Genomic DNA, 9,025 nt, shown 5'->3' with positions numbered 1-9,025 from the left:
CATCGGAGCGGGAAAGGCAGAGGATCGGGCTGGGACCATTAAGATCGCGTTAACCGTCGCCACGATCTGTTTGCGCGCCGTGACGCGACCGCCTATGTCTGCCGGTCCGTGCCCGTACGATGCGGACCACGCGCGGCGCCGAGACCGCCGAAATCCCAGCTGGGACCCTTTGGGACGCCTGAGATGACCGAGATGACCGGGAGCCGCCTGCGGGGCTCGCTCACCGCGCTTGTGACGCCCTTCCGCGACGGGGCCTTCGACGAGGCCGCGTTCCGAAAGTTCGTGCGCTGGCAGATCGAGCAGGGCAGCCACGGCCTCGTGCCCACCGGCACCACCGGCGAGAGCCCGACCCTGACCCATTCCGAGCACGACCGGGTGGTCGAAGCCTGCATCGACGAGGCGGGCGGACGCGTGCCGGTCGTGGCCGGCGCGGGCTCCAACTCCACCGCCGAGGCGGTCGAGCGGGCGCAGCACGCCGAGCGCGCGGGTGCCGACGCCGTCCTGGTGGTGACGCCGTACTACAACAAGCCGACGCAGGCGGGCCTCTACTCCCACTTCAAGGCCGTCAACGATGCGGTCGGCATTCCGATCATCATTTACAACATCCCGCCGCGCTCCGTCGTCGACATGAGCGTCGAGACGATGACCCGGCTCTTCGAATTGAAGAACATCGCCGGCGTGAAGGACGCGACCGCCAAGATCGATCGCGTCAGCCAGCAGCGTCAGGCCATGGGCGAGAGCTTCATCCAACTTTCGGGCGAAGATGCGACGGCGCTCGGCTACAACGCCCAGGGCGGCCACGGCTGCATCTCGGTGGTGGCGAACGTCGCCCCGCGCCTCTGCGCCGACCTGCAGGAGGCGACGCTGTCGGGCGACTACGCCAAGGCGCTGACCCTCCAGGACAAGTTGTTCCCCCTCCAGACCGGTCTGTTCGCCGAGGCCAACCCGGCGCCGGTGAAGTACGCGCTGTCCCGGCTCGGCCATATGACCGACGAGCTGCGCCTGCCGCTGGTGCCGGTGACCGAGCCCACGAAGCGCATCGTCGACGACGCCCTGCGCCACGCCGGCCTGCTGGTGGACTGAGGAAAGTCACGCATCATGGCCCCGAAACCGGAGCCCAGTCGGCGCATCGTCGCCGACAACCGCGCCGCGCGCTATCACTACACGATCGAGGACACGCTCGAGGCCGGCATCGCGCTGACCGGCACCGAGGTGAAGTCCCTGCGCGGCGGCAAGGCGACGATCGGCGAGGCCTATGCCGGCCCTTCCGGCAACGACCTGATGCTGTTCAACGCCTACATCCCGGAATACCTGGAGGCGAACCGCTTCAACCACGACACCAAGCGCCCGCGCCGCCTGTTGCTGCACCGCCGCCAGATCAACAAGCTGATCGGCGCGACGCAGCGCCAGGGCTACACCGTGGTGCCGTTGAAGATCTACTTCAACGACAAGGGGCGCGCGAAGGTCGAGCTGGGCCTCGGCAAGGGCAAGCAGGCCCACGACAAGCGCGAGGCGGTCAAGGAGCGCGATTGGCAGCGCGACCGGGCGCGGCTGCTGCGGGACCGAGGCTGAGGCCGGGCCGTCATCGCGAGCGGAGCGAAGCGACCCAGGGTGTCGCGACGTCGGCGAGCGGTGCGCTTCTGGATCGCTTCGCTCCGCTCGCAAAGACGGATGCCGAAGCCGGGCGCCGAGTCGGGAGGAGATGTCCATGCCATCCACCCACGATGTCCTCCCCGACAACCTGCCGGTCCCGGTCGACGACGGCGCGGCCGATCATCTCCGCGGGATGCGCCTGCCCGACGTGGCGCTCACCGCCACGGATGGTCGCACGGTCTCGCTGGCGCGGCTGACCGGCCGGACCGTGGCCTACGCCTACCCGCGCACCGGCGAGCCGGGACAGCCGGGCCTGACGCCCGACTGGGACGCGATCCCCGGCGCCCGGGGCTGCACGCCGCAGGCCTGCGATTTCCGCGATCACCACGCCGAGCTGACGGCGCGGGGCGTCGCCCAGGTCTTCGGCCTCTCGACCCAGACGAGCGCCTACCAGCGCGAGGCGGCCGAGCGCCTGCGCCTGCGCCTGCCCTTCCCGCTGCTGGCCGACCCGCACCGGGCCTTCGCGATGGCGGCGCGCCTGCCGGTCTTCGAGGCCGGCGGCCAGATCCTGCTGCGCCGCCTGACCCTGGTGATCGACGACGGCGTCGTGAGCCAGCTGTTCTACCCGGTCTTCCCGCCGGACCGGAGCGCCCGGCAGGTTGTCGACTGGCTCACCGGAGCGGCCGCCTGAAGCGCTACTCCTCCTCGGCGTCCGGCTGGCGGATGCCGTAGCGGTTCTCCAGGCCCGGATTCGCCCGGGCCTCGCCGCGGTAACGGGTCGGCGCCTCGCCGGAGGCCCGGGCCGGACGCTCGCTGGGCTCGCGCCCGATCCGGCCCGCGAGGCTCGCGAGGTCGACGAACTCATCGGCCTGCCGCCGCAACTCGTCGGAGATCATCGATGGCTGCGTCTGGATGGTGGAGATCACCGTCACCTTGACGCCGCGCCGCTGCATCGCCTCGACCAGCGAGCGGAAATCGCCGTCGCCGGAGAACAGGATCATCTGATCGATATGGGGGCTGAGTTCGAGGGCGTCGATCGCCAGCTCGATATCCATGTTGCCCTTGTACTTCCGCCGCCCCATCGAATCCGTAAATTCCTTCACGGGCTTGGTCACGACCCGGTAGCCATTGTAGTCGAGCCAGTCGATCAGCGGGCGGATCGACGAATATTCCTGATCCTCGATCATCGCGGTGTAGTAGAAAGCGCGAAGAAGGTTGTCCCGGGACTGAAACTCCTTCAAGAGCTTCTTGTAGTCGATATCGAACCCAAGGGCCTTGGTGGTCGCGTAGAGGTTTGCGCCGTCAATAAAGATGGCGCTGCGCTGGGTCGCTGGCATGGACAGGTTGAATCCTGAAAAATATCGGGCGACGGGAAATCGTCAGATGAAACGGACTTGCTCCGTCCGATCGGCGAGGCCGGAGACGGGTTGCCGCGATGGATCGTCGATCTGGTCTGCAATCCGGGGCGAAAAGCGCGGCCCCTTTCCATGAACCGCCGCCCCAGCCGAGGAACCATTCGTGTCAAATGCGGCTGTGTCAAGCAGAGCTGAAGACTTTCGATCGTGAAGACCGACACTTTCGGGCGCGACCGCCGCATTAGCACGTCACGACGACGTCCACGACAATGGTGGGACAATTTACCGAGGTCTTCCTCATAAACCTGAGGTCATACCATCTGCCGGGGAACCTCAGCCGTTCACGCGCTCCACGCTATTGACCGGACGCTTGCCGCGCAGCTCCGCGATGATCGCGTTGAGATGCTGCAGGTCCCAGACCGACAGGTCGATCGTGATGTCGGTGAAGTCCTGCGTGCGCCGCTTCATCGAGATGTTGTCGATGTTGCCGTCGTGGTCGGCGATCACCTGAGCGATCTGGGCGAACACGCCCGGCTCGTTGATCGACTTGAGCGCCAGGCGCGCGGGGAAGCGCTCCCCGCCCAGCGCCTCCGTATCCCAGCGAACGTCGAGCCACCGCTCCGGCTCGTTGTCGAAGGCGGCAAGCGCCGCCGACTGGATCGGGTAGACGGTGACGCCAACTCCGGGGGTCAGGATGCCGACGATGCGGTCCCCGGGGACCGCGCCGCCGTTCGGCGCGAAGGTCACCGGCAGGTCGCCCGCGAGGCCGCGGATCGGGATCGCGTCGCTCCGGTCCCCGGTGCCCTCCTTGCCTTCGGCGCCCGGGAAGGTGAGCCGCATGGTCTGGTCGGCCGAGCGCACGAGGCGGCCGGCGCCGCTCGCGGCCCCCTGCGCGGCGGAGGGCCGGCGCTCGTCGCGATGGTCGGGGTAGACGGCCCGGACCACGTCGCCCGAGAACATCTCGCCGCGCCCCACGGCGGCGAACACGTCCTCGGTGGTGGCGCGGGCGAGCCGCGGCAGGGCGCCCCGGAGCTTGTCCTCCGAGAAGGTCTTGGCCGCGCGCTCGAAGGCTCGATCCAGGATCTGGCGCCCGAGCCCGGCATATTGCCGGCGCACGGCCGCCCGGGTCGCTCGCCGGATCGCCGCCCGGGCCTTGCCGGTCACCACCAGGGATTCCCAGGCCGCCGGGGGCGAGGCCCCGTCGGAGCGGCTGATCTCGACCTCGTCGCCGTTGGCGAGTTCGTGCAGCAGCGGCGCCATCCGGCCGTTGATCTTGGCGCCCACCGCGGTGTTGCCGACGTCGGTGTGCACCGCGTAGGCGAAGTCGATGGGGGTTGCGCCCCGCGGCAGGGCGATCAGCCGGCCCTTCGGGGTGAAGCAGAACACTTGGTCCTGGAACAGCTCCAGCTTGGTGTGCTCCAGGAATTCCTCGGGGCTGTCGCCCTCGGCGAGCAGCTCGATGGTCCGGCGCAGCCATTGATAGGCGCCGCTCTCGGCCGCCAGCTTCGGGTGGACGCTGCCCTCGCCCTCGCGGCGGCTCAGATCCTTGCCCAGCTCCTTGTACTGGGCGTGGGCCGCGATGCCGTACTCGGCGATGTCGTCCATGGCGCGGGTGCGGATCTGCAGCTCGACGCGCTGGCTCTTCGGCCCGATCACCGTGGTGTGGATCGAGCGGTAATCGTTCTGCTTCGGCGTCGAGATGTAGTCCTTGTAGCGGCCCGGGACCATCGGCCAGCTGGTGTGGACGATGCCGAGCGCCGCGTAGCAGTCCTGTACGGTGTCGACGACGACGCGGAAGCCGAAGATGTCGGAGAGCTGCTCGAAGGCGACCGACTTGCGCTCCATCTTCGACCAGATCGAGAACGGCCGCTTCTGCCGTCCGCTCACATCGGCGGTGATGCCCTGCGCGCCGAGCTTGTCGGTGAGCACCTGCGCGATGGTCTCGACCACGCTCTCGGACTTGGCGGTGAGCCGGACGAGCCGCTGCGTGATGGTGGCGTAGACGTCCGGCTCCAGGTTGCGGAAGGCCAGATCCTCCAGCTCCTCGCGCAGCTCCTGCATGCCCATGCGGCCGGCGAGCGGCGCGTAGATGTCGAGCGTCTCCTGCGCGATGCGGTGGCGCTTGTCCTCCCGCATGTGCTGGAGGGTGCGCATGTTGTGCAGGCGGTCGGCGAGCTTGACCAGCAGCACGCGGACATCCGCCGCCACCGCAAGCAGCAGCTTGCGGAAGTTCTCGCCCTGCGCGGCCTGCTTCGAGACGAGGTCGAGGCGCTTGAGCTTGGTCAGTCCGTCGACCAGTGCGCCGATCTCGGGCCCGAACAGGCGCCGGATCTCCTCCAGCGTCGCCTCGGTGTCCTCGACGGTGTCGTGCAGGACCGCCGCCACGATGGTGGCGTCGTCGAGGTGGAGGTCCGTGAGGATCGCGGCGACTTCGAGGGGGTGGGCGAAGAACGGGTCGCCCGAGGCGCGCTTCTGCGTGCCGTGCGCCTGCATGGCGTACACGTAGGCGCGGTTGAGCAGCGCCTCGTCGGCGGCCGGGTTGTAGCGCTTGACCCGCTCGACCAACTCGTACTGGCGCATCATCCGCCGGGACGGGGCCGGTGCTTCCTGGGTGGTACGCGGGGTCGGGATCACGCGCGATTGTTTCGCAACCGCCGTGCCGGCGCCAGCCCCCGGCGGCGGTAAAGCGCCGGTCGCCGACGCGTCGGCCTCGGAACGAGAGAACCCGGCGTCTCCGCCGGGTCCGGTCTCGGTCAGGTCGTGCGCGTCCAGGCCCACGGTGTCAGGCTCACTCGCCCTCGTCGTCGGTCTCGACCGGCGGGGCGAGGTTCTCGAGGCCGCGCAGGAGGTCCTCCTCGCTCATGCGGTCGAACTGGACCGCCGCATCGTCGCTGGAGGATTGCGGTGCCACCGCGGCGGCAGCCGGCGAGCTCGACAGCAGCGGCACGGTCTCGGCCTCGGGCTCGTCCACCTCGACGTATTTCTGCATCGAGTGGATCAGCTGCTCCTTGAGGTCGTCGGCCGTGATCGTCTCGTCGCCGATCTCGCGCAGGGCCACGACCGGGTTCTTGTCGCGGTCGCGGTCGATGGTCAGCGGGGCGCCGGCGGCGAGCAGGCGCGCCCGGTGGCTCGCGAGCAGGACGAGCTCGAAGCGGTTCTCGACCTTCTCGATGCAATCTTCGACGGTGACGCGCGCCATGCGGGGCGGCTCCTTGGGCTTGAGCGACGGATGCTGTCGGGTATGACGCCGTCTTACACCGGATGCCGTTGTGCAACAAGCACAGCGGGTTGCGCAGGGCGCGCGTCTGCCGGGCCCGCAACGAGAGCGGGTCTAGGGCGACACCCCGTCGTTCCGGGGCGCCGTAGGCGCGCCTGGAACCCAGAACCACCGTCGGCGCGATGTCTTGGCGTGTCGGCGGGACTGGATCCCGGGCTCCGCTGCGAGGCCCCGGGATGACATGGCGGATGTGATCGGACGCGTGAGCGAAGCCGTGTTCCGCCGCGTCGGCTCCGATGCGCGGCGCGCCGCCATGCTGCGGCGCATTGTTGACAACCCGCCGCCGCGGGTGCGAGTGCGCGGCCCATTCCAGAGTTTCGGCCGACACGGGCGGCGTTCGCGCGCCGGTGCCGGCCATCGGGATTCACTATGCGCGCACTCATCTTTCCCGGCCAGGGCAGTCAGGCGGTCGGCATGGCGCGGGACCTCGCCGAGGCCTTCCCGCAGGCGAAGGCCGTGCTCGACGAGGTCGATGCCGCCCTCGGCCAGAACCTGTCGCGGCTGATGTTCGAGGGGCCGGTCGAGGAGTTGACCCTCACCACCAATGCCCAGCCGGCGCTGATGGCGGCGAGCCTCGCGGTCCTGCGGGTGCTGGAGGCCGAGTGCGGCCTCGACCTCGCCCGTGACGTGGCCTGCGTGGCCGGGCACTCGCTCGGCGAGTACGCGGCCCTGGCGGCGGCCGGCAGCCTCACCGTCACCGACGCGGCCAAGCTCCTGCGCCTGCGCGGCGAGGCCATGCAGGAGGCCGTAGCGCCGGGCGCGGGCGCCATGGCGGCCCTGATCGGCACCGATCTGGACGGGGCCCGCGCGGTGGCCGAGGCGGCCGCCCAGGAGGCCGGGGGCGGCGCGGTCTGCGACGTCGCCAACGACAATGGCGGCGGTCAGGTGGTGCTCTCGGGCGACCGGCCGGCCGTGGAGCGCGCCATCGGCATCGCCACCGGCCGCGGCATCAAGCGCGCCGTGATGCTCAACGTCTCGGCGCCGTTCCATTGCCGCCTCATGGCGCCCGCCGCCGAGGCCATGGCCCGGGCCCTGGCCGCCGTGACCCTGACGGCGCCGCGGGTCGCCCTCTACCCCAACGTGGCGGCCGCCCCGGTCTCCGACCCCGAGGCGATCCGGACGGCGCTGGTCGAGCAGGTCACCGGCACCGTGCGCTGGCGCGAGAGCGTCGCCGCCATGGCGGCCTCCGGCGTCGACCGCTTCCACGAACTCGGCGCCGGCAAGGTGCTCACCGGCCTCGTCAAGCGTATCGCCCCGCAGGCCTCGGCCTCCGCGATCGGTACGCCCGCGGACGTCGCGGCCTTCGCGCTCTAATCACGGCAGGATCCCGGCATGTTCGATCTCACCGGCCGCAAGGCCCTCGTCACCGGCGCGACCGGAGGCCTCGGCCAGGCGATCGCTCGGGCGTTGCACGCCCAGGGCGCGACCGTGGCGCTCTCCGGCACCCGGCCGCAGGCCCTGGAGGCGCTGGCCGCCGAACTCGGCGAGCGCGCGAGCCCCGTGGCCGCCGACCTCGCCGACAAGGACGCGGTCGAGGGGCTGGTGCCGGCCGCCGAGGCGGCGATCGGCCCCCTCGACATTCTGGTCAACAATGCCGGCATCACCCGGGACAACCTGTTCATGCGGATGAAGGACGAGGAGTGGGAGCAGGTGCTCGCCGTCAACCTCACCGCCGCTTTCCGCCTGTCGCGCGCCGCCGTGAAGGGCATGATGCGCCGCCGCTCCGGGCGGATCGTCAATATCGGCTCTGTGGTCGGCAGCACCGGCAATCCCGGCCAGGGCAACTACGCCGCCGCCAAGGCCGGCCTCGTCGGCATGACCAAGGCGCTCGCCGCCGAAGTCGCCTCGCGCGGGATCACCGTGAACTGCATCGCGCCGGGCTTCATCAGCTCGCCGATGACCAATGCGCTGAACGAGAAGCAGCGCGAGGGCATCCTGGCCCGCGTGCCCGCCGGGCGCCTCGGCGAGGGGGCGGAGGTGGCGGCGGCCTGCCTCTATCTCGCCTCCGCGGAGGCCGGGTACGTCACCGGTCACACTTTGCACGTGAACGGCGGAATGGCGATGTACTAGGACCTGTATACTGGTCTTGGCGTTGGGCGAATCACTCCGTCCGGCACGCAAACGCCACACCCATGAAGGGTTTCTGAACGGCCCCTCGCCAGGGCTGGAACCCTGTGCTACCAACCCCCCGCAGCCGCACAGGGGGTTGACGGTTCAGCGGGTTTTCAGTCCAAGGCCTCCCGGCGGGGCCATGCCGGCTCAACGCGCCGGATCACCTCGAAGCACGCGCGATCGAACACCGGCCCGTCAACAAGCCCGCAGGGGCGCGACGCGGCCACGGCACCACCCCAAGAAGTCTGACAGACCAGAAGGACGAGGACGGAAGACCGATGAGCGATATCGCTGAGCGCGTGAAGAAGATCGTCGTCGAGCACCTGGGCGTGGAGCCCGAGAAGGTGGTCGAGAGCGCCAACTTCATCGACGACCTCGGTGCCGACAGCCTCGACACCGTCGAGCTGGTCATGGCCTTCGAGGAAGAGTTCAACGTCGAGATCCCGGACGACGCGGCCGAGACCATCCAGACGGTCGGCGACGCCGTGAAGTTCCTGGAGAAGAACTCCGCCGCCTGAGGCGCCGGGGCTTCTCGTTTCCTGCGGCGCGGGCGAGGCGGAACAGCCCCCGCGCCGTTACGCGTTTGAAGGCTCGGAGGCGTGACCAGTCCCGCCGGGACCGAATCCGCCTTCGGCAGTTATAGACGGTGCGCTCCGGCCCCGCGGGGGCCTCCTGCCGGCGGCGGGGA

9 protein-coding genes are annotated in these 9,025 nt (G+C 69.8%); 6 read left to right on the top strand and 3 right to left on the bottom strand.

The window, feature by feature from the left end; all coding sequences use genetic code 11:
- Nucleotides 1-183 precede the first annotated feature (183 nt).
- From dapA to ABIE45_RS16540, 3 genes are all read left to right on the top strand, one after another.
- The gene (gene dapA, locus ABIE45_RS16550) at nucleotides 184-1,083 is read left to right on the top strand and encodes a 4-hydroxy-tetrahydrodipicolinate synthase (RefSeq protein ID WP_192710331.1); all 900 of its coding nucleotides are present in this window, start codon (nucleotides 184-186) and stop codon (nucleotides 1,081-1,083) included.
- 15 nt (nucleotides 1,084-1,098) lie between these two features.
- Nucleotides 1,099-1,572, top strand: a complete 474-nt coding sequence (gene smpB, locus ABIE45_RS16545; protein ID WP_020095208.1) for an SsrA-binding protein SmpB — start codon at nucleotides 1,099-1,101, stop codon at nucleotides 1,570-1,572.
- A 136-nt stretch (nucleotides 1,573-1,708) separates the two neighbouring features.
- The gene (locus ABIE45_RS16540; protein ID WP_192710332.1) at nucleotides 1,709-2,284 is read left to right on the top strand and encodes a peroxiredoxin; all 576 of its coding nucleotides are present in this window, start codon (nucleotides 1,709-1,711) and stop codon (nucleotides 2,282-2,284) included.
- Nucleotides 2,285-2,288: 4 nt separating this feature from the next.
- On the opposite strand, the gene ABIE45_RS16535 is transcribed toward ABIE45_RS16540, so the two are convergent.
- The 3 genes from ABIE45_RS16535 to rpoZ form a co-directional block, all read right to left on the bottom strand.
- Entirely contained in the window at nucleotides 2,289-2,930 is a 642-nt protein-coding gene (locus ABIE45_RS16535) for an NYN domain-containing protein (protein WP_192710333.1), read from the bottom strand.
- Between the two features lie 351 nt (nucleotides 2,931-3,281).
- Complete coding sequence (locus tag ABIE45_RS16530) at nucleotides 3,282-5,531, bottom strand: bifunctional (p)ppGpp synthetase/guanosine-3',5'-bis(diphosphate) 3'-pyrophosphohydrolase (protein ID WP_192710365.1); 2,250 nt, start codon at nucleotides 5,529-5,531, stop codon at nucleotides 3,282-3,284.
- 205 nt (nucleotides 5,532-5,736) lie between these two features.
- The gene (gene rpoZ, locus ABIE45_RS16525) at nucleotides 5,737-6,147 is read right to left on the bottom strand and encodes a DNA-directed RNA polymerase subunit omega (protein ID WP_010685409.1); all 411 of its coding nucleotides are present in this window, start codon (nucleotides 6,145-6,147) and stop codon (nucleotides 5,737-5,739) included.
- A gap of 447 nt (nucleotides 6,148-6,594) precedes the next feature.
- Between rpoZ and fabD the strand changes: the two genes are divergently transcribed.
- The 3 genes from fabD (at nucleotide 6,595) to ABIE45_RS16510 (ending at nucleotide 8,855) form a co-directional block, all read left to right on the top strand.
- Nucleotides 6,595-7,539, top strand: a complete 945-nt coding sequence (gene fabD / locus ABIE45_RS16520) for an ACP S-malonyltransferase (protein WP_192710334.1) — start codon at nucleotides 6,595-6,597, stop codon at nucleotides 7,537-7,539.
- A gap of 18 nt (nucleotides 7,540-7,557) precedes the next feature.
- Nucleotides 7,558-8,295: a 3-oxoacyl-[acyl-carrier-protein] reductase gene (gene fabG, locus ABIE45_RS16515; RefSeq protein WP_192710335.1), complete on the top strand. Its 738-nt coding sequence runs from the start codon at nucleotides 7,558-7,560 to the stop codon at nucleotides 8,293-8,295.
- 320 nt (nucleotides 8,296-8,615) lie between these two features.
- Complete coding sequence (locus tag ABIE45_RS16510; protein ID WP_007559070.1) at nucleotides 8,616-8,855, top strand: acyl carrier protein; 240 nt, start codon at nucleotides 8,616-8,618, stop codon at nucleotides 8,853-8,855.
- The last annotated feature ends 170 nt before the right edge of the window (nucleotides 8,856-9,025 follow it).

Origin of the sequence: Methylobacterium sp. OAE515, assembly GCF_041806315.1 — a bacterium.
Taxonomy (GTDB): domain Bacteria; phylum Pseudomonadota; class Alphaproteobacteria; order Rhizobiales; family Beijerinckiaceae; genus Methylobacterium; species Methylobacterium tardum.
This window is presented reverse-complemented; position numbering and strand designations above follow the sequence as displayed.

Coding starts and splice junctions, on each gene's coding strand:
- ABIE45_RS16535 (WP_192710333.1), bottom strand. CDS start 2,930: ATGCCAGCGACCCAGCGCAGCGCCATCTTTATTGACGGCGCAAACCTC.
- dapA (WP_192710331.1), top strand. CDS start 184: ATGACCGAGATGACCGGGAGCCGCCTGCGGGGCTCGCTCACCGCGCTT.
- ABIE45_RS16530 (WP_192710365.1), bottom strand. CDS start 5,531: ATGATGCGCCAGTACGAGTTGGTCGAGCGGGTCAAGCGCTACAACCCG.
- fabD (WP_192710334.1), top strand. CDS start 6,595: ATGCGCGCACTCATCTTTCCCGGCCAGGGCAGTCAGGCGGTCGGCATG.
- ABIE45_RS16540 (WP_192710332.1), top strand. CDS start 1,709: ATGCCATCCACCCACGATGTCCTCCCCGACAACCTGCCGGTCCCGGTC.
- rpoZ (WP_010685409.1), bottom strand. CDS start 6,147: ATGGCGCGCGTCACCGTCGAAGATTGCATCGAGAAGGTCGAGAACCGC.
- fabG (WP_192710335.1), top strand. CDS start 7,558: ATGTTCGATCTCACCGGCCGCAAGGCCCTCGTCACCGGCGCGACCGGA.
- smpB (WP_020095208.1), top strand. CDS start 1,099: ATGGCCCCGAAACCGGAGCCCAGTCGGCGCATCGTCGCCGACAACCGC.
- ABIE45_RS16510 (WP_007559070.1), top strand. CDS start 8,616: ATGAGCGATATCGCTGAGCGCGTGAAGAAGATCGTCGTCGAGCACCTG.